The following is a 21,160-nucleotide window of genomic DNA, read 5'->3' as shown; positions in this document are numbered from 1 at the left end:
TCCCGCTGTGGTCCGCCTCTGCGGCGCGTCCATGAAAAAGCCCGCGGGAAGCGGGCTTTTTCGGGACAAGGCTGGCTGCGGGTTTATTCCGCCTTGGGTGCCTCGGCGGTCGGCGCCGCCTCTGCTTCGCTGGCCAGTGCCACCGGCGCCGGGCCCGGCACCAGATCCACAGCCGGCTTGGCGATGAGGGAGCGGGTCTCTTCCACCGCCTCGGTCAGCTTCACCTCGATGATCTGGCCGAGCTCGTAGACCACCTCGGTCTTGTCCAGATAGACGCGGCCGTTGTCCCAGTTGCACTCCAGCCTGTCCTTGTTGTCCAGGATATGGCGGGCGGGCATGAAGACCACGGCGCCGTTCTCCTGCAGGCGCAGCTTGAGGCCGGCGCGCATCACGTCGATGATCTCGGCGTTGAACACCTTGTCGGTGCCCGCATCGGCCTTGAGGTAGCGGACATAGAGCCAGTCGCCGATGTCGCGCTCCACCATGCGGTGCAGGCGGCGGCAGGCGGTCAGGTGCTCGGTCAGCTCCAGGCTTGGGCGCTCACCCGGGGTCTTGCCGGCGATGACGGCCTTGAGCAGGCGATGGTTGACCATGTCGCCGTATTTGCGGATGGGGGAGGTCCAGGTGGCGTAGGCGTCCAGCCCCAGGCCGTAGTGGGCACCGGGCTCGGCAGACATCAGCGCATAGCTCTGGAAGCGGCGGATCTTGCCGTCCAGCCAGCGGGTGTCCAGGCCGTCGATCCAGCGGCGCAGGGCGCAGAAACCGGAGAGGCTGGCGATATCGATCTTCTCGAACGGGGCCTCTGCGGTCTTCAGCAGCTCGATGGCGCCATCCAGGGACTCCTCGTCGAAGCCGGTGTGGACGTTGAAGATGCCGTAGCCCACCTGCTTGCCGAGCACGCGACCGGCGCAGATGTTGGCGGCGATCATCGACTCTTCCACCATGCGGTTCGCGATGCGGCGCGGCTCCACGTGGATCGCCAGCACCTCGCCGTCCTGACCCAGCTCGAAGTCGTAGTCGGGCCTGTCCGGGAACACCAGGGCGTGCTCGGTGCGCCACTTGATGCGCGCCTCCGTCATCGCCTTCATCAGGGGCAGCTGGGCCAGCACACCTGCGTCGATGGCCAGCTCCTTGCCGTGTTCGGCCCAGTCGGAGACGTCGTCATAGCTGAGACGGGCGTGGGAGACGATGCGGGCGGCGAAGAACTCGGTCTCCTCCAGCAGCAGGCCGTCCTCGGCGATGAGCAGACGGGCGCACAGGGTGTTGCGCTCCTCGCCCTCCTTCAGGGAGCAGAGCTCGTCGGAGAGGGTGCGCGGGATCATCGGCACGTTGCGCCCCGGCATGTAGACGGTGAAGGCGCGCTGGGCGGCCTCCTTGTCCAGCTCGCTGCCTTCGGCCACGTAAGCGGTCGGGTCGGCGATGGCCACCAGCAGCTCCCAGCCGTTCTCCAGCTTGGTGATGGCCAGGGCATCGTCCATGTCCTTGGTCTTGGCGCCGTCGATGGTGAAGAAGGGGACCTGGGTCAGATCGCGGCGAGGCAGCTCTTCCTCTTCGATCACCTTCCACTCCGGCAGGTCGGCCGGTTCAATCTGGGCCAGGTTGTGGCGCGCCAGCACTACCCACCAGGGCACGTTGTGATCTTCCTGGGTGGCGATGAGCTGGGTGATCTCGGCGGAGAAGTTGCCGTCCGAGAGGGCGTGGCGCTTGAGGGTGGCGACCACCCAGTCCCCTTCCTTGAAGGACTTCTCGTCCAGCCCCTTCTTGGCGCGGGCCTTGATGGCGTCCTTGATGAGGGGGTGGTCGGGCACCACGTTGAGGCGGTCGCGGAACATCTTCACGCGGCCGACGAAGCGGGTCACCGCCTGCTCCAGCAGGGCGTCGGGCTCCGCCACTTCCTTCTCTTTTTCGGTACGGATCAGGGCGCTCACCCGGTCGCCGTGCATCACCTTCTTCATGTAGGGAGGCGGCACGAAATAGCTGGTCTTCTCATCGACCTCCAGGAAGCCGAAGCCCCGATCGGAGGCGCGGATCACACCCTCTTTCTTGGGGATGTTTTCGCGGATTTGTTGCTTGAGCTGGGCCAGCAGCGGATTGTCTTGGAACATAAATGGGGAACCTGAGTGGAGACCTGATGGTTAATCGCCCAGCACTATACGTTTTTACCCCTCCAAAGCCAAGGTGAATGGCCCCCTCAGCGCGGTTGCAGTGCCCGGCGCCCCTGCTGGATCAGGCGTAGGGAGATCTGCTTGTGCAGCCCCCGTTCCAGCACCCAGCGGTGCCAGTAGAGTCGCTCTATCAGGTGGTGCTCCGGGCTGAGATCGAGCAGGCTGCCCTCGGCCAGCTGGCGGCGGATCTGCAGCTCCGGGATGAGGCAACAGGCCAGCCCCTGCTCGGCCATGGCGACGAAGGCCTCGGAGGATCGCACCGTGTGGCAGGGGTAGCCGCCGGGGGCGAGTGCAAAGTGACGGGCCATGAAGCTCACATGCATGTCGTCTCGTTGATCGAAGGCCACCGCCGGCGCCTTGGCGAGCGCCTCCGGGGTCAGGCCGCGGGGAAAGTGGCGGGCGACGAAGGCGGGGCTGGCGGTGAGCAGATAACGCATCTCGCCGAGCTCGTCGACGCAGCAGCCAGCCAGGGGCTGGGGTTGCAGGCTGACGGCGCCGAACGCCTGCCCCTCGCGCACCCGGTCCAGGGTGCGGCTCTCGTCGTCCACCAGCAGGTTCAGCTCTATGGGGTGCTGCTCCAGCAGAGGCGCCAGGGCGGGCAGGAACCAGGTGGCCAGGCTGTCGGCGTTGACGGCGATGCTGACCCGGATCGGCGCCTGGGGCTCGGCGGGGGAGAGCTCGCCTGCCAGCTCCAGCTCCAGCTGGCGCACCTGGCGGTAGTGGGCCAGCAGCTTCTGGCCGAGCGCGGTGGCCTGCAGCGGCTGGCTGCGGATGAGCAGCGGCTCGGCAAACTGCTGCTCCAGCTGCTTGATGCGCTGGGAGATGGCGGACTGGGTGATGTGCAGGCGCTGGGCGGCCCGCTCGAAGTTCTGCTCTTCCATCACCGCATCCAGCGCCAGCAGCAGCTTGTAGTCCAACGCCTTCATCAGCATTCCTTATAACAAGAGGATTGAGCAAGAATGCTACTGGAGCGACGGCGGGAGGACAACCCGGCCGCGGATCGGGTGGTGGGGAGGGACTGCCACTGTGAGATGTGACAGTAGAGACAAGGTGAGATTCATTAGATACTCATCCTGTCCGTTTTTGCATGGGGTGGAAACGGGCCATAGCGAACGTCTTGGTCCCGGGCACTGTCCCGGGACTTTTTTATGGGGTCAGGTCGTCGCGATCAGGGCGTCCGCAGGCCTGTATTCTCCCTGCAGGGGGCGGTGAACGGCGCGCTCGAAGCGCTCGTCCAGATGAAAACGGATCCCCACTCCGCGCACGGCACCCAGATCCACCGCCTGGCGGTGACCGAGCCGCTCGATGGGCAGACCGAGGCGGCGGAAGATGCGCTCCACCGGCAGGCTGACCACGGCCACCAGCTCGCGGATCTCCTGTTCCCTGGCGAAGGCCAGGACCTCGCGAAAGAGGACGCAGGTCAGCTCGCTGATGCCGTTGTCCAGGCGGGGAGCCCGGTCGGCGTCGATGGCGAGCCGGGTCAGCTCCCAGACATCGGCACCGCGCGGAGGCAGTTCACCCGCGAGGGCGATGGGGAAGATGCGGGGCAGCATATAGTCCTGGGCACAGCTGAGCAGGCGGATGCAGCCACACAACCCCTCTTCATCTTCAATCAGCACCCAGTGGGTATCGGGTTTGTCGAAATTGTCCCGCTCCAGCCCCCGGTGGGATTCCACATCCCAACCGAGTCGATCGGAGAAGACGTGCTTGCGAAAGCGATAAAGCTCGTTTTCGACCTCCCATCTGGGGTGTTCTCTCAGTTTTCCTTTGAAAACAAGCATTCATGTCTCTCCATTTCATGGTTAGGCGCTATAATCCAAGGCCTTGGCCAGGGGGGGCTAGCCTATGACACGCGACCAACTGCTTGAGTATCTGGAACATTTCACCCTGGTGACCGATGGCAACCGGCTGGCGGAGCTGATCGGCCGCTTCACCCTGGGAATGGGCTACGACTACTATAGGTTTGCGCTCATCCTGCCCATGTCGATGCAGAGGCCCAAGGTGGTGTTGTTCAACCAGTGCCCCGACTCCTGGGTACAGGCCTACACGGTGAACAACATGCTGGCCTGCGATCCCATCATCCAGCTTGCCCGCAGGCAGACCCTGCCCATCTACTGGAACCGGCTGGACGAGAGGGCGCGCTTCCTGCAAGAGGGGAGCATGGATGTGATGGGGCTGGCGGCGGAGTTCGGGTTGCGCAACGGCATCTCGTTCCCGTTGCACGGGGCGGCGGGGGAAAACGGCATACTGTCGTTTATCACCCGGGAGCGGGCGTCGAGCGATCTGCTGCTGGAGTCCTCGCCCATCCTCTCCTGGATGTCCAGCTACATCTTCGAGGCGGCGATCCGGGTGGTGCGCAGCGGCATGAGGGAGGATGCCCCCCAGGAGGCGTTGACGGAGCGGGAGACAGAGTGTCTGTTCTGGGCGAGCGAAGGGAAGACCTCGAGCGAGATCGCCTGCATCCTGGGGATCACCGAGCGCACCGTGAACTACCACCTCAATCAGGTGACCCGCAAGACGGGATCGATGAACCGTTATCAAGCCATCGCCAAGGGGGTGAGCAGCGGCATCCTGCTGCCGAACCTGGAGCAGGTGGTGGTCACCAACTTCCCCAAGCTGCTGCAGTGAGCCTCGACCGGGCGGCATTGCTCCGTCGCCCGGCATCTCCCCTGTCGCCATCGCCCGCTGTCCTGCGCCGCTCCCTCATCCCGCCGATTCTCGGGGTGGTGACCGGGGCCCCACAATTGTCAGATCCTGCAATTGACAACCTTCTTTGTGTGGTTTCGGCGCGAATATCATCAGTTTTATGAATGCATCAGAAAATGAATGAATTTCTCTGATTGCCTGCACCCCCTTATAGTGCGTCCAACTCTTTCACAGGAACGCATCCCATGTTTGCCACCACCCTGCAAGGCTTCACCCTCGGCCTCGCCATGATCATCCCCATCGGGGCCCAGAATGCCTTCGTGCTGAGTCGGGGCATTCACCGCAACCACCACCTGCTGACAGCGACCCTCTGCTGCCTGTGCGATCTCGTGCTGATCGGCATAGGTGTGTTCGGCGGTGCCAACCTGCTGGCGGCCAGTCCAGTGGGGCTGGCGCTGCTGACCTGGGGCGGCGTGCTCTTCCTCGGCTGGTTCGGTATGCGCTCCCTGCGCAGTGCCTGGCGCGGGCAGGGGGCTGCCCTGGCGGATTCCCCCCAGCTGATGGGGGTCAAGGGGGTATTGGCCATGACGCTCGGGGTGACCCTGCTCAACCCCCACGTCTATCTGGATACCCTGATGCTGCTCGGCTCCTTCGGCAGCCAGTTTGCCGAGGATCTGCGGCCCGCCTTCGCGGCTGGGGCCATGCTGGCCTCCCTGGTCTGGTTTTACGGATTGGCGTTCGGGGCGGCGGCGCTTTCCCCCTGGCTTTCTCGGGGGCGGGTACAGCAAGCCATTGATCTTGTTGTTGGTCTCATCATGCTGGTGCTGGCGGTCAAGCTGGCCAGCGGGGCACTGATGGCCTCATAAGGCTATTTTTGTGCCGCGCTTCATAAAAATGAGTCCCGGCTTCATATGCTGACATATTCGTCTGTTAAATTCCCAGCGCTGGTAAAGCGTTACTCATAATAAAAGGGAAAATACAGTGAAAAACACCATGAAGCTGGGGGCCATCGCCACCATAGTGCTGCTGTCTGCCTGCAGCAACGAAAACGACAGCAAGGCACAGCCGGGGACTGTCTCCCTGCGTCTGATCCAGACCTCCGACATCCACTCCAACGTGCTGGGGTATGACTACTACCAGGACAAGGAGGACCGCAAGTTTGGCCTCTCCCGCACCGCCCTGCTGATCCGCGCCGCCCGCGCCGAGAACCCCAACAACCTGCTGCTCGACAACGGCGACCTGATCCAGGGCACGCCGCTGGCGGACTACATCTTCGAGCAGTCCGGCGCCGGCTACCTGGAGAAGCAGGCCCACCCGGTGTTCAAGGCGATGAACGAGCTGGACTATGACGCCGGCAACCTGGGCAACCACGAGTTCAACTACGGTCTGGATTACCTCGGCAAGGTGCTGGCGGGGGCCGAGTTCCCCTATGTGAACGCCAACGTGTTCGAGGCGGCCGCCTTCAAGCGCGATGCGAAGGGGCAAGTAGACTGGAGCGGCAACAAGTTCACCCCCTACCTGCTGCTGGATCGCCAGGTGACCGATGACAAGGGCCAGCTGCAGACCGTCAAGGTGGGCATCCTGGGCCTGACCCCGCCCCAGGTGCTGCAGTGGGACAAGCGCCATCTGGAGGGCAAGGTGGTGGTGGCCGATATGGTCGAGACCGCCAACCACTATGTGCCCGAGCTGCGCGCCAAGGGTGCCGACGTGGTGGTGGTGGTGGCCCATACCGGCATCAATGCCAGCAGCTACGAGGCCATGATGGAGAACTCTGCCTGGCACCTGGCCAAGGTGAAGGGGGTGGATGCCCTGATGCTGGGCCACGCCCACAAGAACTTCCCCGGGGACTTCCCGGACCTGCCGGAGGTGGACAACCAGGCGGGCACCCTCGGCGGCATCCCGACCGTGATGCCCGGCTACTGGGGCAACCACCTCGGTATCATAGACCTCAAGCTGGAGCAGGTGGATGGCCGGTGGCGGGTGAAGCAGAGCCAGGCCAGCCTGCGCAAGATCGACTCCAGCGAGGGCAGCGCCGTGGATCAGCGGGTGGTGGACCTGGTGCAGGCGGACCACGACGCCACCAACCAGTGGCTGGACGAGCCCCTCGGCAAGATCACTTCCCCCATCCACAGCTTCTTCGCCCTGGTGCAGGACGACCCCTCGGTCCAGCTGGTGAGCGATGCCCAGCGCCGTCACGCCGAGCAGTTGCAACAAGACGGCCTGCTCAAGGAGCCGTATCCGATCCTGTCGGTGGCGGCCCCCTTCCGCGGTGGTCGCAACGGCATCAACGACTTCACCTACGTGGCCCAGGGTGACATCTCCCTGCGCAACGTCTCCGACCTCTACATCTATCCGAACACCCTGCAGGTGGTCGAGGTGAACGGGGCCACCGTCAAGGAGTGGCTGGAGATGAGTGCCGGCCAGTTCAACCGGATCGATGCCAGCAAGACAGAGGTGCAGTGGCTGGTGAACGAGAACTTCCCCACCTACAACTTCGACGTCATCGACGGGGTGAGCTACGAGGTGGACATCACCCAGCCGGCCCGCTACGGCAAGGACGGGACCAAGGTGAGCGACGGCCAGCGCATCAGCAACCTCACCTTCAACGGCCAGCCCGTCGATCCGGCCCAGAAGTTCTACGTGGTGACCAACAACTACCGCGCCAGCGGCGGTGGCCACTTCCCGGGTATCGACGGCAGCAACATAGTCCACGAAGACCCCTCCGAGACGCGGGAGATCATCGCCCAGTACCTGAAGGCCCAGTCTGCGGATAACCCGGCCGGCTTCAGCCCGGCGGCCAACAACAACTGGCACATGAAGGCGCTGCCCGCCAACGTGGACGTGCGACTCTACTCCTCGCCGACGGACGAGGCCAAGGCCCTGGCGGGGGCGGATCTGGCGTACCAGTCCACCCTGCCGATGGACGATGCCAAGCACCCCGGCTACGCCATCTACCGCCTGATCCGCCAGTAAGGCGGGCTCGGGCAGACAACAAAAAGCCCTCGCAGTGCGAGGGCTTTCTCATTGGGGCCGGTTGCTCAATCCCATCGGCAGCAGCCCGGATCCTCCGGGTCGAAGCGGGTCTTGGGTAGGTGATGAATGTCTCCCAGTAGTAACCGGCATCCTCCGGGTCGGAGCGGGTCTTGGGGAGGTGATGAATGTCTCCCAGTAGTAACCGGTATCCTCCGGGTCGAAGCGAGTCTTGAAGCAGCGGTGAATGCCTCTATCAGTAGTAACTGGGATCTTCCGGGCTGGGACGGGTCTTGAAGCGGCGGTGCAGCCACATGTACTGCTCCGGGGCCTTGCGCACGGCGGCCTCGATCTCGCGGTTGGCGCGGCTGGCGTCGGCCAGATCGTCGCCGCTCGGGTAGCCTTCCAGCGGCGCCCCTATATGCAGGGTGTAGCCCTCCTTGGTGCGGATGTTGTAGCAGGGCAGGGTGACGGTGTTCTTGACCCGCGCCAGGGTGGCGGTCCCCGTGATGGTGGCGGCCTGCTCGACCGCGAAGTAGGGCACGAAGACGCTGGCATGGCTGCCGTAGTCGTGATCCGGCGCGTACCAGAGGGCATCGCCGTTACGCAGCGCCTTGATCATGCCCTTCACGTCCATGCGGTCTACCAGGTACTTGTTGGAGGCGCAGCGGCCGTGGTACTGGGCGTACTCCAGCACCGGGTTGGTGTTGGGGCGATAGACGCCGACCCCGGGCCGCACCAGGCCGAAGCAGCGCGCGTTGAGTTCCAGGGTGAGGAAGTGGCAGGAGAGCAGCAGCATGCCCTGGCCTTGCTCAACGGCCCGGATAACATGCTCTTCCCCCTCCACCTTCATGAGGCGGCGCATCCGCCAGTCCGGCCAGAACCAGGCGATCCCCACCTCGAAGATGGCGCAGCCCACGCTCTCGAAGTTTTGCACCAGCAGGGCCTCGCGCTCATCCCGGCTCAGCTCCGGCATGGCCAGCTCCAGGTTGCGGCGCGCTATCTTGACGCGGGATTTCAGCACCTTGCGGGCCAGGGTCCCGAGCTGGCGGCCCAGCCACATCTGGCTGCGCCAGGGCAGCAACACCAGCAGCCAGAGCAGGCCGAGGCCGAACCAGCTGCCCCAGTAACGGGGATGGAACAGACGGGGTTCGAGGCGGGGAGCATGTTCTTGGGCCATGAAGAGTCTCTTGTTCACAAACGCAAAATAGGGGAGTCCAGCCGAACGGGGACGAGCCGTGCTTGTGCCTGGCCGTGCGGATGGCGCCACTCGCAATCTGGGGATTCTATCCGAAAAACAGGGGCGGGTGCGAATCAGCGTCGCCTGGTCAGAGGGGGCGGCAGGGGCGGATGGCGGTGGGCGGGGCCGCGCTTTTTTCACGCCGGGGAAAAGAGTGTGGTAAAATCGCCCGCTGAATTTTTCAGGTTTTGAGAGCCGATACAGATGAAGATCACCCTGCCCGAGTTTGAAAAAGCCCGCGTTCTGGTCGTTGGCGATGTCATGTTGGATCGCTACTGGCACGGCCCCACCGGCCGCATCTCCCCCGAGGCACCGGTGCCCGTGGTCAAGGTCGAACACATAGAGGAGCGCCCGGGTGGCGCCGCCAACGTGGCCCTGAACTCCGCCGCCCTGGGTGCCCAGGCCGTGCTGCTGGGGCTGACCGGCCAGGATGAGGCCGCCGACGCGCTGGCCGGCCAGATGGCGGGGGTCAAGGTCGCCTGTGATTTCGTTCGCCTGACCGACTACCCGACCATCACCAAGCTGCGGGTGCTCTCCCGCAACCAGCAGCTGCTGCGCCTCGACTTCGAGGAGGCCTTCCACGACGTGGACGCCAGCCTGCTGATGGGCAAGGTGGAGCAGGCGCTGCCCGAGGCGGACGTGATGATCCTCTCCGACTACGGCAAGGGCGCCCTGAACGACGTGCCGGGCATGATCCGCCGCGCCCGCGTCGCCGGCATTCCCGTGCTGGTGGATCCCAAGGGGACCGACTTCGAGAAGTACCGCGGTGCCACCCTGCTGACCCCCAACATGTCCGAGTTCGAGGCCGTGGTGGGCAAGGTGAAGGGGGAGGAGGATCTGGTCGCCAAGGGACTGGATCTGGTCAAGCGCTTCGAGCTGGACGCCCTGCTGGTGACCCGCTCCGAGAACGGCATGACCCTGATCCGCGAAGGCCAGCCCGAGCTGCACCTGCCGGCCCAGGCCCACGAGGTCTATGACGTGACCGGTGCCGGTGACACCGTCATCTCCACCCTGGCGACCTCCCTGGCCGCAGGCATGAGCCTGGACGAGGCCTGCGCCCTGGCCAACACCGCCGCCGGCATCGTCGTCGGCAAGCTGGGGACCTCCACCGTCAGCCCGGTGGAGCTGGCCAATGCGCTCTACACCGAGCAGGAGACCGGCTTTGGCGTCATGTCCGAGGCCCAGCTCAAGGTCGCCGTCCAGGCCGCCCGCCTGCGGGGCGAGAAGGTGGTGATGACCAACGGCTGCTTCGACATCCTGCACGCGGGCCATGTTTCCTATCTGGCCAATGCCGGCAAGCTGGGGGATCGCCTGATCGTGGCGGTCAACACCGACGAGTCCGTGCGCCGCCTCAAGGGGCCGGGTCGCCCGGTGAATCCGACCGAACGCCGCATGACGGTGCTGGCGGCCCTGGGCGCCGTGGACTGGGTGGTTCCCTTCTCCGAGGACACTCCCCAGCGCCTGATCGCCGAGATCCTGCCGGACCTGCTGGTCAAGGGTGGCGACTACAAGCCCGAAGAGATCGCCGGTTACGCCGAGGTGACCGCCAACGGCGGCGAGGTGCGGGTGCTGAACTTCGAGGACGGCTGCTCCACCAGCGACATCATCAAGACCATCCGCGAGCGCGGCTAAACCCATCCTATTAGGCTATTGTATTCGCCATTTTGAACCCGGGCAGTGCTCGCTTATGTGAAACCAAGGGCTCACGTACTCCAGTACGCTCCGGTTTCTGTGTGCTGTCCTGACTCAAACTGCCTTCAACAACGACGCCTACCGGGATAGGTTGGAAGTGAGCGGTTTGACTACTGTGCAGACATAAAAAAGGCGACCCCGGGGTCGCCTTTTCTCATGGTGTGCGCCTGGCTCAGGACTGCTTGGTGACCTGGGCCGCGGGCATCAGCCCCTGGTTGACCTCCTCCAGATCCTTCTGCTCCAGGATGCCGGCGGCCTGCTTCAGGGAGAGGATGCTGAGGATGTAGTTGTAGCGGGCCTCGGAGAGCTTCTGCTTGGCCTGATACAGCTTGCGGGTGGCGTCCAGCACGTCGACTATGGTGCGGGTGCCCACTTCGTACCCGGCCTCGGTCGCCTTCAGGGCGCTGTCGGCGGAGATGACGGACTGGCTGTAGGCGCGCACCGAGCCGATGCTGGCGTTCACGTTGTTGTAGGAGGAGCGGACCGTGCTCTGCACCGAGCGGAAGCTGCGCTCCAGCTGTTCGCTGGCGGCCACGTAGTTGAACTGCGCCTGCTTGACCTGGGAGGTGGTGGCCCCGCCGGTGTAGAGCGGCAGGTTGAAGTTCAGGCCGATATTGCCCTGGTTGCTGTTGCTCTCGGGGTTGCGGATCTCGTCCTTGTAATCGTTGTAACCGGCGCTGAGCCCGGCGCCGAGATCCAGGGTCGGCTCGTGGCCTGTCTTGGCCAGATCGATCTGCTCCTTGGCGATGTCCTTGCCGATGCGGGCGCTGTGCAGCTCCAGGTTCTTGTCCAGGGCCAGCTCCAGCCACTTGTCGGAGTTGAAGGCCGTCTTCTGCGGACTGAAGCGCTCGGTGTTGAGCACGTCCAGCTGACGGTGATCGATGCCGGTCAGCTCGCGCAGGCTCTCGTAGCTGTTGTCCAGGGTGTTCTCGGCATTGATCTCGTCCGCCAGCGCCTGGTCGCGCTCGGCCTCGGCCTCATGCACGTCGGTGATGGCGGTCAGGCCCACTTCGAAGCGCTGCTGGGTCTGTTCCAGCTGACGTTCCACCGCGGTCTTGTTGGCGCGCACGAATTCCAGGGTATCCATCGCCTTGAGCACGTCGAAATAGGCCTGGGCGGTACGCAGCATCAGGTTCTGGTACTCAAGGTTGTAGGCCACGTCGGACTGGGTGGCGCTCTTCTCGGTCAGGTCCAGGTTGACCCAGTTGCTGCGGCGGTAGATGGACTGATCCAGCGTCACTGAGCCGGTGGCGCCCGTGTTGGTCTGGGTATCGTCCTTGTTCTGCAGGTAGTTGAGGCCGGCACCCAGGTTGATCTGGGGCAGCAGGGCTGCGCGGGATTCGTTGATCTTCTCGAAGGCTTGGTCCCGTTTGGCCTTGGATTCCAACAGCTGGGTATCCTTGATCTGGGCTTGTTGGTAAATTTCGAGCAGGTTTTCGGCATGAGCGGCGCCGCTCACACCCAGCATCACCATGACTGACAAGAGTGTTCTTTTCATATGATATTTTTAACCTTATGTATCAACCCAAAGCTGTCCGCTGGATGAAGGGGGGGATTGTCACCGACCAAGCTTGATTTCAGCTTAACCACTCTACTATAAGCAGATTTCATTGCGAACTGTCTCTTTTCCAGTAACGGAAACGTCAAGAGGCAGGGCAGGTTTTCTCGGCAACCCGCCTAGCCAAATGTCCTGTGGCTGCTAAAATCCTTCCCTCATCATCGGCGAGAGCAAATGAATGAATGTTCATTCATGCCCCCGAATATTATGGTCAAACCAGGCCAAGTCAAGCTGGTAGGAGTCTCATATGTCACAGCAAGCCTTGCCTCAAACCCGTCACTACTCCGGCGATGATGTGAAAATCATCGGTAAATCAGCCGGATATAACGGCTTCTTCAAGGTGAACGTCTACCGCCTGCAGCACAGGCTGTTTGCCGGTGGCTGGAATGAGCCCATAGTGCGGGAACTGTTCGAGCGCGGCCATGCTGCCGCCCTGCTGCCATATGATCCGGTACGGGATGAGATCGTGCTGGTGGAGCAGTTTCGCATCGGCGCCATGGAGACCAGCGCCACCCCCTGGTTGCTCGAACTGGTGGCCGGCATCATAGATGAAGGGGAGACCGCCGAGGCCGTGGTGCGGCGCGAAGCGGTGGAAGAGGCGGGGATCGAGGTGGGCCGCTGTGAACACGCCATCAGCTATCTGGTGAGCCCGGGTGGCAGCACAGAGCGCATCGAAGTCTACGTTGGCGAGGTGGATGCGAGCCGGGCCGCGGGGATCCACGGTCTGGCGGAGGAAGGTGAAGACATCCGGGTGCACGTGGTGAGCCGCGAGCAGGCCTATGCCTGGTTGAAGGAGGGGCGCATCGACAACGCCGCCTCCGTCATCGCCCTGCAGTGGCTGGCCCTCAACCACGGCGAACTGCGGGCCCGCTGGCTGGCGGGGCGCTGAGGTGGCACTCGTTCAGGCCAGGGTCAGGTGCCCTGTGTCCGACTTGATCACCATGCAGCGGGTCCACCCTTCATGGACCCTGATTGATGGAGCCGCAACATGCCATTAGTTCAGAGCCCGATGAAGCGGTATGTGCCCGATCTGATGTCCTTGCAGCGCACCTGCGAGGTGAACTACCCATGGACCCTGATTGATGGAGCCGCGATATGCCATTAGTCCAGAGCCCGATGAAGCGCTATGTGCCCGACCTGATGTCCTTGCAGCGTACCTGCGAGGTGAACTATATGGCCTTGATGAAGCTGCTGCCCCCCGGCGGCTCCGTGGGGGCCGAGCGCCGCTATCAGGTGGGCAACGGCCTGCAGTTCCAGCTCACCGTCACCGAGGAGAGCCGCTTCACCAGCCAGGTGATCCTGGCCCAGCACAACCCGGAATTGCCGAGCTACTTGCAGGCTCGCATAGAGATTCGTTTGTATCACGATGTGCGGATGGCGGAAGTGTGTGCGGCGCAACAGATTTCGATGTTGCAACCACGTTATGATTATCCCAATCAAAAAATGCATCACAGGGATGAAAAAGAGCAGGTAAATCTATTCCTGGCCGATTGGTTAAGATTTTGTCTCAAACACGGCATCAGCCTGATCAACATCCTCTAGTTGAACCCATAAAAAAGAAGCGTGATTTTGGAAACAGAGCTACCTCAGGCGCCGGACGGCAGTGTGCGCCTGTTACAGATTACCGACACCCACCTCTTCGCGAGCGCCGAGGGGCGGCTGCTGGCCGTGCCCACGGCGCAGAGCCTGGCCGCCGTGCTGGAACAGGTGCAGGCCAATGACCACCCGTTCGATCTCATCCTCGCCACTGGGGATCTCTCCCAGGATCACAGCCCGGAGTCCTACCAGCGCTTCGCCTCCATGATGGCGCCGCTTGCTCGCCCCATCTACTGGCTGCCCGGCAACCACGACGACGGCCCCCTGATGACCGAATACCTGCATGCGGCCGGCATCAGCGAGGCCAAGCAACTGGTGGGGGAGCACTGGCAGATCATCCTGCTGGACACCCAGGTGCGTGGCAAACCCCACGGCGTGCTGGGGGATCACCAGCTGGCGGCCCTGGATCAGGCCCTGCGCCAGCACCCCGAGCGCCATGCCCTCATCGCCCTGCACCATCAGGCGGTGCCGGTGGGCTGCGCCTGGCTGGATCAGCACAACCTCAAGAATGCCGACGACCTGTTTGCCGTGCTGGCCCGCCACCCGCAGCAGAAGACCATACTGTTCGGCCACGTCCACCAGGAGTTTGACGAGGTGCATCGCGGCGTGCGGCTGATCGCCAGCCCCTCCACCTGCATTCAGTTCAAGCCGCTCTCCGACGGCTTCGCCCTGGACGAGTCCGGCCCGGGCTGGCGCTATCTCACCCTGCATCCGGACGGCAGGGTCGCGAGCCAGGTGTGGCGCCTGCCGATGGGGCAGTTCGTGCCCGACCCCGATGCCACCGGTTATTGAGGAGGCCTGCATGACCTCCGTTCTGCTCTACCTGCACGGTTTCAACTCCTCCCCCGGCTCGGTCAAGGCGCAACAGATGGCGGCCTGGGTGGCCGAGCACAGACCCGACATCGAGGTGGTGATCCCGGCCCAGCCCAATACGCCAGCGGCGGCCTGGTCCGCCATCGAGCAGGCCATCGCCGGCCTGAAAGCCCGTCACGGCAGTGCGTTCAAGCTCGGCGCCGTGGGCAGCTCCCTCGGCGGTTTTATGGCGACCAGGGTGAGCGAGCTGCATGGTTGCCGCGCCGCCCTCATCAACCCGGCGGTGCGCCCTCACGAACTGCTCTGCGACTACCTCGGTCCCCAGACCAACCCCTACAACGGCGAACGCTACGAGCTGCTGCCGGCGCACATGGATGAGCTGCGGGCGTTGGCGGTGCCGGTGACGGCCCCCGAGCGGCTCTGGATCCTGCAGCAGCAGGAGGATGAAGTGCTCGACTATCGCAAGGCGCTGGACGAATACCGCTTTGCCCGCCTGTCGCTGGAGTGCGGTGGCAACCACGCCTTCACAGGCTTCGAGCGCTACCCCGCCCAGATCGTCCGCTTCCTCGGGCTCTAGCCATGCAGCTGCCACTGGCCGCCTTCCTCGAACAGGTGCTGGCCACGGCGCAGGCCGGGCTTACCTACTCGAAAGATCCCTTCGATATAGCCCGCTTCGAGGCGCTGCGAGCCGCCACTGTGGCGCTCATCGCCAGCCAGAGCGAGCTGGCACCGGAAGCCATCGGCGACTGGATCGCCCTGGATAGTGGTTATCCCACCCCCAAGCTGGATGTGCGAGCCTTCATCCAGAACGATGCGGGCCATCTCCTGCTGGTGCAGGAGCGTTGCGACGGGCTCTGGACCCTGCCGGGGGGCTGGTGCGACATCGGCGACTCGCCGGCGGGGGCCGTGGTGCGCGAGGTGGTGGAGGAGACCGGCCTCGCCTGCCGGGCCGTGCAACTGCTGGCGCTGTTCGACAAGCTCAAGCATCCCCATCCCCCGCAACTGCCCCATGCCCACAAGGCTTTCTTCCTGTGCGAGGTGACGGGGGGCGCGCTACTCACCGAGACTAATGAGACCCAGGGCGCGGCGTACTTCCCCATCGACGACTTGCCCCCGCTTTCCCGCCATCGGGTGGTGGCATCCCAGTTGCGCACCCTGCACGCCCATCTGCGCGAGGGTCGGCGGGATACCCTGTTCGATTGAGGCGACGACGAGGGGAAGGAGTCACCCGCTTCTGTCGCCGCCGCCGGCTGTGTTAACCTTGGCGCACCCCTTCCTCCGCCCACAGGGAGCCCGTCATTGCCTATCTCTTCCGCTTTGCCCGACCTTGTCCTTGGCGCCTCTCTCTACTTTCCTCCCCTGTTCAAGGCCGTGCTGCTCGGCCTGCTGGGCTGGCTGCCCGTGCACCACCTGCTGCGTGACTGGCTCTACGGCGGGGATGTCTGGCACCCCCTGCTGATGGATCTCTCCCTGTTTATCCTCGCCGTCAGCGGCGCCCTATGGATATTGCTACATGGCTAAATCACCCCTCGCGACCCTCAAATACTTCTCTACCCTGCTGGTCTGCGCGCTGGCGCTGGCGGCGGGCTGGTGGCTGTGGAACTACTACATGCAGGGGCCCTGGACCCGGGATGGCAAGGTGCGGGCCGAGCTGGTCAGCGTCACCCCCGAGGTGTCGGGCAAGATCATCAAGATAGCGGTGAAAGACAACCAGCTGGTGAAGGCGGGGGAGGAGATCTTTACCCTGGATCCCGAGCCCTACCGGATCGCGCTGGACAACGCCCAGGCGGCGCTGGCCAAGGCCAAATCGGATCTCGACAAGGCGGAGCACGAGGCGAGCCGGCGCAGCGGCCTGTCGCGCAGCGTCATCTCCGCCGAGGCGGTGGACGAGGCCCGCCTCAACGCCCAGGCGATGAAGGCGGCCTACCAGGTGGCGCAGGCCAATCTGGAGCAGGCCAGATGGTCGCTGGCCAAGACCCGGGTTCATGCCGCGAGCGACGGCTACATCACCAACCTGCAGACCCGGGTCGGCAACTATGCCAGCGCCGGGGTGCCGCTGGTGGCACTGGTGGACATCCACTCCTTCTACGTGCAGGGCTACTTCGAGGAGACCAAGCTCAGGCACATAGCGCCGGGCAAACCGGCAGAGGTGGTGCTCTACAGCGGGGAGCAGCGGCTGCACGGCGAAGTGGAGAGCATAGGGCGCGCCATCCACGATCAGAGCGTGGAGGGGGCCGACAACCTGCTGCTGGACGTCAAACCCAACGTGCCCTGGGTGCGGCTGGCCCAGCGGGTGCCGGTGCGGATCAAGCTGCTGGAGGTGCCGCCCGGGCTGACGCTGATTGCAGGCACCACCTGCACCATCACCATAGGGGAGTAAGGTGGCCGCCTCGCTCTGGCGCCAGACCCCCTGGGGCAAGGCCAATGGCGGCCAGTGGCGCTACGCCCTGCGCAACAGCCTGGCCATGTGCCTGTCGCTCTGGCTGGCCTTCGTGCTGGAGCTGGACTCCCCCTACTGGGCGATGACCTCAGCCGCCGTGGTGAGCTTTCCCACCGTGGGCGGCGTCATCAGCAAGAGTCTGGGGCGGGTAGTGGGCAGCCTCATCGGCGCCATGGCGGCTGTGGTGATCACCGGCCTTGGCATCAGCGATCCCTGGCTGTTCAGCTTCCTCATCGCACTCTGGCTGGCGCTCTGTACTTACATCTCCAACCACCATCAGAACAACGTCTCCTACGCCTTTGCGCTGGCGGGCTACACCGCCGCCATCATCGCCTTCTCCTGCGTCAACCTGACCGACCCGCAGCACATCTTCGACATCGCCCAGGCGCGGGTGAGCGAGGTGATCATCGGCATCCTCTGCGGCGGCCTGTTGATGATGATCCTGCCCAGCACCTCGGATGGCGAGACCCTGCTGCAGTCGCTGAACAAGACCCAGGCCCGCCTGCTGGAGCATGCCCAGCTGCTCTGGCTGGGGGAGGCGAGCCCGGAGGTGCGCACCGCCCACGAGGGGTTGATCGGCCAGATCCTCACCATGAACGTGCTGCGTATCCAGGCGGTCTGGAGCCACCATCGGCTGCGCCGCCACAACCGGCTGCTCAACTTCCTGCTGCACCGCCAGCTGCGGCTCATCAGCCTCATCTCCAGCCAGCGCCGCATGCTGCACAACTGGCCGACGCAACCGGAGGGGCTGCAGGCGTTGCTGGAGCGCCTGCTGGTCGAGCTGGGCCAGCCCGGCTGTGACAAGTACCGCATCGCCCGGCTGCTGGCCCCCTTGGTGCCGACGGCAGCCAGCGACTACCGGCTGCACACCTTCTGGCGGCGGCTGCGCCACTTCTGCTGGAGCTATCTGGAGTGTCAGCGCTGGCTGGATCGGCTGGCCCGTTACGACGATCAGGAGTGGCCGGCGCCGCCGCGCCACTCTTCGCTCACCAGCCACACCGACACGCTGGAGGCGGCCTACAACGGCGGGCGCACCTTCCTCTGCGTGCTGCTGGGCTGCGCCTTCTGGATCCACAGCCAGTGGGATGCGGGCAGCTCGGCGTTGACCCTGCTCTCCATCTGCTGCGTGCTCTACTCGGCCACCCCGGCGCCCGCCAAGGGGGCCAACACCATGCTCAAGGCGATCCTGCTGCTCAGCCTCATCTGCTTCGCGGTCAAGTTCGGCCTGATGATCCGCCTCGACGACTTCTGGCTCTTCTGCGCCCTGCTGTTCCCCGCGCTCATCACCATGCAGCTGTTCAAGCAGCAACAACCCAGGCAGGCGGTGCTGTGGGGCCAGCTCATCGTGCTGCTCGGCTCCTTTCTCGCCATCACCAATCCGCCGAGCTACGACTACCTGCAGTACATCAACGGCAGCCTGGGACAGGCGCTGGGGGTGATGAGCGCCGGACTGGCGTTCCAGCTGCTGCGACCGAGCTCGGATCGGCGCAAGAGCCGCCGCCTCATCCGCTCCCTGCGCCGCCACTTCATGGATCAGCTGGCGCCGGCCCCGCGCCAGAGCGAGAGCCAGTTCGAATCCCTCATCTACCACTGCATCAGCCAGCTCAGCCAGAGCCAGGATCAGACCGCCCGCCTCTGGGTGCTGCGCTGGGGCGTGGTGCTGCTCAACTGCAGCCACATCGTCTGGCAGCTGCGCCAGTGGCGTGACGAGGATCAGCCCCTCTACCTGGTGCGCGACGCCTGTATCCGATCTCTGCAGGGGATCCTCACCGAGCAGGGGGTGCAGCACGCCTCCCTGGATCGCACCCTGGCCGAGCTGCAGCGGATCTGCGGGGCTCTGGCCAACCACAGGGAGCCGGCGGCGCGGGAGCTGGCCGGCATGGTGTGGCGGCTGCACAGCGCCCTCTCCCAGTTGCAGCAGGCGCTGCCGGTGGCGGTCGAGGCGAGCTGAACGGGGCGGGGGCGGCGGCTTATCCGGTCGGGATCAAGCTTTGCCGCCGACGGGTTTGTCCAATACCCTCCCAGCGAGTAAGATTCCCCCCAAACGTCAATTCGCAAGGCCCTCCATGTCTACTCAATACAATGCGGATGCCATTGAGGTCCTCAATGGCCTTGAACCGGTGCGTCGCCGCCCCGGCATGTATACCGACACCACCCGGCCCAACCACCTCGGCCAGGAGGTCATCGACAACAGCGTCGACGAGGCGCTGGCGGGCCATGCCCGCAATCTGGAGGTGATCCTGCACGAGGATCAATCCCTTGAGGTGATCGATGACGGTCGCGGCATGCCGGTGGACATTCACCCGGAGGAAGGGGTCTCCGGCGTGGAGCTGATCCTCTGCAAGCTGCACGCGGGGGGCAAGTTCTCCAACAAGAACTACCAGTTCTCCGGCGGTCTGCACGGGGTGGGCATCTCGGTGGTGAACGCCCTCTCCGATAGGGTCGAGGTGACGGTGCGCCGGGACGGCCAGGTCTATGACATCGCCTTCGAGCGGGGCGAGAAGGTGCAGGAGCTCACCATCACCGGCACCTGCGGGCGCCGCAACACAGGCACCCGGGTGCGCTTCTGGCCCCAGCCGAGCTATTTCGACTCGCCGCGCTTCTCGGTCTCGAAACTCGAGCACCTGCTCAAGGCCAAGGCGGTGCTCTGCCCCGGCCTCACCATCAAGTTTCTCGACAAGAACACCGGCATCCGGCTTGAGTGGTGCTACGAAGACGGCCTTAAGGACTACCTCATCGATGCGGTCAAGCAATTCACCTGCCTGCCGGAGCAGCCCTTCGTCGGCAGCTTCAGCACCGAGCAGTCGGCGGTGGACTGGGCCCTGTGCTGGTTGCCGGAAGGGGGCGAGTGCCTCGCCGAATCCTATGTGAACCTGATCCCTACGGCGCTGGGTGGCACCCACGTCAACGGCCTGCGTCAGGGCCTGCTGGACGCCATGCGCGAGTTCTGCGAGTTCCGCAACCTGCTGCCGCGCGGGGTCAAGCTGACCCCGGAAGATATCTGGGATCGCTGCGCCTACATCCTCTCGGTCAAGATGCAGGACCCCCAGTTCGCCGGCCAGACCAAGGAGCGGCTCTCGTCCCGCCAGAGCTCGGCCTTCGTCTCCGGCGTGGTGAAGGATGCCTTCAGTCTCTACCTCAACAGCAACACCGAGCTCGCCGAACAGCTGGCGGAGCTCTGCATCTCCAGCGCCCAGCGCCGGATGCGCGCCGCCAAGACGGTGGTGCGCAAGAAGATAACCCAGGGCCCGGCGCTGCCCGGCAAGCTCACCGACTGCGGCTGCGCCGATCCCATGCAGGGGGAGCTGTTCCTGGTGGAGGGTGACTCCGCGGGCGGCAGTGCCAAGCAGGCGCGGGATCGGGAGTTTCAGGCCATCATGCCGCTGCGCGGCAAGATCCTGAACACCTGGGAGGTGGAGGCCGGTCAGGTGCTCGCCTCCCAGGAGGTGCACGACATCTCGGTCGCCATCGGGCTCGACCCCGACTCCAACGACCTCAGTGGCCTGCGCTACGGCAAGGTGTGCATCCTGGCGGATGCGGACTCGGACGGTCTGCACATCGCCACCCTGCTCTGCGCGCTCTTTGTGAAGCACTTCCGCGCGCTGGTGGAGAAGGGGCACGTCTATGTGGCCATGCCGCCGCTCTACCGGATCGACATCGGCAAGGAGGTCTACTACGCCCTCGACGAAGACGAGAAGAACGGTGTGCTGGAGCGGGTCGAAGCCGAGAAGAAGAAGGGCAAGGTGATGGTGACCCGATTCAAGGGCCTGGGTGAGATGAACCCCAAGCAGTTGCGGGAAACCACCATGGATCCCAACACCCGCCGCCTGGTGCAACTCACCATGGGCGAGGAAGGGGAGGAGGGGGACGAGACCCTGCAGCTGATGGACATGCTGCTGGCCAAGAAGCGCGCCGGTGATCGCCGCGAGTGGCTGGAAGAGAAGGGCAACCTCGCCATCATCTAAGCCGTTGGCCGGCCCTGTCGGGGCCGGCAAGCATTTAGCCGGAGTCGCCTTGTGGCGGCTCCCGAACCGGAAGAG

The 21,160-nt window shown here is 64.4% G+C and carries 18 protein-coding genes; 13 read left to right on the top strand and 5 right to left on the bottom strand.

Annotation, left to right across the window (positions count from 1 at the left end; genetic code table 11):
• Positions 1–83: 83 nt before the first annotated feature.
• From R2B70_RS17765 to R2B70_RS17755, 3 genes are all read right to left on the bottom strand, one after another.
• A complete protein-coding gene (locus tag R2B70_RS17765; RefSeq protein WP_318162107.1) occupies positions 84–2,105 on the bottom strand; it encodes an exoribonuclease II in 2,022 nt (673 codons plus the stop codon).
• Positions 2,106–2,191: 86 nt separating this feature from the next.
• A complete protein-coding gene (locus R2B70_RS17760) occupies positions 2,192–3,091 on the bottom strand; it encodes a LysR family transcriptional regulator ArgP (protein WP_209793705.1) in 900 nt (299 codons plus the stop codon).
• 228 nt (positions 3,092–3,319) lie between these two features.
• Positions 3,320–3,946: an acyl-homoserine-lactone synthase gene (locus R2B70_RS17755; RefSeq protein ID WP_318162106.1), complete on the bottom strand. Its 627-nt coding sequence runs from the start codon at positions 3,944–3,946 to the stop codon at positions 3,320–3,322.
• A gap of 64 nt (positions 3,947–4,010) precedes the next feature.
• Here R2B70_RS17755 and R2B70_RS17750 point away from each other — a divergent pair, with 64 nt between their 5' ends.
• The 3 genes from R2B70_RS17750 (at position 4,011) to R2B70_RS17740 (ending at position 7,784) form a co-directional block, all read left to right on the top strand.
• Positions 4,011–4,793 carry a LuxR family transcriptional regulator gene (locus R2B70_RS17750; protein WP_318162105.1) on the top strand — a complete coding sequence of 261 codons (783 nt, stop codon included), beginning with the start codon at positions 4,011–4,013 and terminating at the stop codon, positions 4,791–4,793.
• A 263-nt stretch (positions 4,794–5,056) separates the two neighbouring features.
• Positions 5,057–5,677, top strand: a complete 621-nt coding sequence (gene lysE / locus R2B70_RS17745; RefSeq protein WP_216991552.1) for an L-lysine exporter — start codon at positions 5,057–5,059, stop codon at positions 5,675–5,677.
• Between the two features lie 127 nt (positions 5,678–5,804).
• On the top strand, positions 5,805–7,784 hold the full coding sequence (locus tag R2B70_RS17740) for a bifunctional 2',3'-cyclic-nucleotide 2'-phosphodiesterase/3'-nucleotidase (RefSeq protein ID WP_318163375.1): 1,980 nt from the start codon (positions 5,805–5,807) through the stop codon (positions 7,782–7,784).
• 253 nt (positions 7,785–8,037) lie between these two features.
• Here R2B70_RS17740 and lpxL read toward each other — a convergent pair whose 3' ends face one another.
• Positions 8,038–8,961, bottom strand: a complete 924-nt coding sequence (gene lpxL, locus R2B70_RS17735) for an LpxL/LpxP family Kdo(2)-lipid IV(A) lauroyl/palmitoleoyl acyltransferase (protein WP_209793703.1) — start codon at positions 8,959–8,961, stop codon at positions 8,038–8,040.
• Positions 8,962–9,225: 264 nt separating this feature from the next.
• On the opposite strand from lpxL, the gene hldE reads away from it, so the two are divergent.
• The gene (gene hldE, locus R2B70_RS17730; protein WP_219142937.1) at positions 9,226–10,653 is read left to right on the top strand and encodes a bifunctional D-glycero-beta-D-manno-heptose-7-phosphate kinase/D-glycero-beta-D-manno-heptose 1-phosphate adenylyltransferase HldE; all 1,428 of its coding nucleotides are present in this window, start codon (positions 9,226–9,228) and stop codon (positions 10,651–10,653) included.
• Positions 10,654–10,885: 232 nt separating this feature from the next.
• Here hldE and tolC read toward each other — a convergent pair whose 3' ends face one another.
• Entirely contained in the window at positions 10,886–12,211 is a 1,326-nt protein-coding gene (gene tolC, locus R2B70_RS17725) for an outer membrane channel protein TolC (protein WP_042076817.1), read from the bottom strand.
• A 307-nt stretch (positions 12,212–12,518) separates the two neighbouring features.
• Here tolC and nudF point away from each other — a divergent pair, with 307 nt between their 5' ends.
• The 9 genes from nudF to parE all read left to right on the top strand — a co-directional run bounded on the left by nudF (position 12,519) and on the right by parE (position 21,085).
• Positions 12,519–13,160, top strand: coding sequence for an ADP-ribose diphosphatase (nudF, locus tag R2B70_RS17720; RefSeq protein WP_318162104.1), 642 nt, complete (start codon positions 12,519–12,521; stop codon positions 13,158–13,160).
• Positions 13,161–13,366: 206 nt separating this feature from the next.
• Positions 13,367–13,813 carry a DUF1249 domain-containing protein gene (locus R2B70_RS17715; protein ID WP_318162103.1) on the top strand — a complete coding sequence of 149 codons (447 nt, stop codon included), beginning with the start codon at positions 13,367–13,369 and terminating at the stop codon, positions 13,811–13,813.
• Between the two features lie 27 nt (positions 13,814–13,840).
• Entirely contained in the window at positions 13,841–14,659 is an 819-nt protein-coding gene (gene cpdA / locus R2B70_RS17710; protein WP_042076814.1) for a 3',5'-cyclic-AMP phosphodiesterase, read from the top strand.
• Positions 14,660–14,669: 10 nt separating this feature from the next.
• Positions 14,670–15,257, top strand: a complete 588-nt coding sequence (locus tag R2B70_RS17705; RefSeq protein WP_042076813.1) for a YqiA/YcfP family alpha/beta fold hydrolase — start codon at positions 14,670–14,672, stop codon at positions 15,255–15,257.
• 2 nt (positions 15,258–15,259) lie between these two features.
• Entirely contained in the window at positions 15,260–15,883 is a 624-nt protein-coding gene (locus tag R2B70_RS17700; protein ID WP_042076812.1) for an NUDIX hydrolase, read from the top strand.
• Between the two features lie 96 nt (positions 15,884–15,979).
• Complete coding sequence (locus R2B70_RS17695) at positions 15,980–16,201, top strand: DUF1656 domain-containing protein (RefSeq protein WP_084202739.1); 222 nt, start codon at positions 15,980–15,982, stop codon at positions 16,199–16,201.
• Positions 16,194–17,060, top strand: coding sequence for an HlyD family secretion protein (locus R2B70_RS17690; protein ID WP_209793701.1), 867 nt, complete (start codon positions 16,194–16,196; stop codon positions 17,058–17,060). Before R2B70_RS17695 ends, R2B70_RS17690 begins: the two co-directional genes overlap by 8 nt.
• A gap of 1 nt (position 17,061) precedes the next feature.
• A complete protein-coding gene (locus tag R2B70_RS17685; protein WP_318162102.1) occupies positions 17,062–19,071 on the top strand; it encodes an FUSC family protein in 2,010 nt (669 codons plus the stop codon).
• Positions 19,072–19,186: 115 nt separating this feature from the next.
• Positions 19,187–21,085 (top strand): DNA topoisomerase IV subunit B, encoded by a 1,899-nt coding sequence (gene parE, locus R2B70_RS17680; protein WP_318162101.1) that lies wholly within the window; start codon positions 19,187–19,189, stop codon positions 21,083–21,085.
• The last annotated feature ends 75 nt before the right edge of the window (positions 21,086–21,160 follow it).

Origin of the sequence: Aeromonas sp. XH (assembly GCF_033348475.1) — a bacterium.
GTDB lineage: Bacteria > Pseudomonadota > Gammaproteobacteria > Enterobacterales > Aeromonadaceae > Aeromonas > Aeromonas sanarellii.
The sequence above is the reverse complement of the archived record's forward strand: the minus strand, read 5'-3'. Positions and strand labels throughout refer to the sequence as shown.